The 1,178-nt window shown below is 59.6% G+C and carries 2 protein-coding genes; both read left to right on the forward strand.

The features are described 5' to 3' along the window. Positions 1-73: 73 nt before the first annotated feature. Positions 74-577 carry a DUF6431 domain-containing protein gene (locus tag ACFFIY_RS14335; protein WP_376837319.1) on the forward strand — a complete coding sequence of 168 codons (504 nt, stop codon included), beginning with the start codon at positions 74-76 and terminating at the stop codon, positions 575-577. Positions 578-615: 38 nt separating this feature from the next. After that, positions 616-1,178 (forward strand): helix-turn-helix domain-containing protein (locus ACFFIY_RS14340; protein ID WP_376837318.1); only part of this gene is annotated, 563 nt, incomplete at its 3' end.

Consider the following 1,178-nt stretch of genomic DNA (forward strand, 5'->3'; position numbering starts at 1 on the left):
ATTATCATATCAGATTACACATTGGTTTTAAACCCCGAAAGCGGGGTTTTCGGTTAAGCCGACGGGAGCCATCATCCCTTGCCCTGCCTGCGACGCTGTTGCCTACCAGGTTATCGGAAGCAGGAGGAGGAAAGGAAAGACCGGGGACGGCGGAGAACGAATCTATTCCATCCGGCGTCTCCGGTGCCAGAAGTGCAAAGTGATCCACCATGAACTGCCGGATTGCCTGGTGCCCTACAAGCGGTACGAGGCGGAGGTCATTGAAGCGACGATTGAAGAGCCTGCGGACCTCGCAGACCTCTCTGATCTTCCGGTGGAACAGTCCACCCTTCTCCGTTGGAGAGACTGGTTTTTCACGCTGGCGGAACACTGGCTTTCATTCCTGCGTTCGCTGGCCCGGCAAGGAAGGATGAACCTGTCTGTGAACGGCCTGTCCGACCGTTCGCAGCCCGTCCGGCAACGAATTGGACAACTGGTTGGCGACGCAGGCGGATGGCTGGCGCGGCTTGTCCGGCCGCTTGCCAACCATCATTATTGGCTGCATACCCGTTCTGCCTGTCTGTCCGGCAGGGGCTGATCTACACTCAAAGGGAACCAGGTTAGGAGGGATTCTCTTTGAAGGATCAGAGAAAGGCGGAAGAGATTGCGGCCAACCGCTACCAGCTCATCGCTCCCCTGCTTGAGCCGGGCATGGGGGTGGCAGAAGCAGCGGACAGGAGGCGGCGGATCGCCGCGGAGAACGGCCTGTCGGAACGGACACTGAGAAGATACCTATCGGCTTACCGGAAAGAGGGATTCGCCGGACTGAAGCCGGCAGCCCGGAACCATCCCGCCCAACAGCAGGATTGGATGGAAAAGGCGGTGGACCATGCGGTCCTCCTCCGGCGGGAAGTTCCCTCGAGGAGCATTGCGCAGATCATCCGGACACTCGAGTGGGAAGGGATCGTGAAACCCGGAGCCCTGAAGCGCTCCACTCTCCAGGAAAAGCTGGCTGAGCGGGGATACAGCGCACGTCAGATGCGGCTCTACCAGCAGACACCCGGGGCGGCCCGCAGGTTCCAGAAACGCAGCCGGAACGAGCTCTGGCATTCCGACATCAAGTATGGCCCTTATCTGCCCATCGGGCCGGACGGCAAGAAAAAGCAGGTTTACCTGGTCGCCATCATCGATGACGCGAC

The sequence above is a fragment of the Bhargavaea ullalensis genome (genome assembly GCF_042432615.1).
GTDB classification, from domain to species: Bacteria; Bacillota; Bacilli; order Bacillales_A; family Planococcaceae; genus Bhargavaea; species Bhargavaea ullalensis.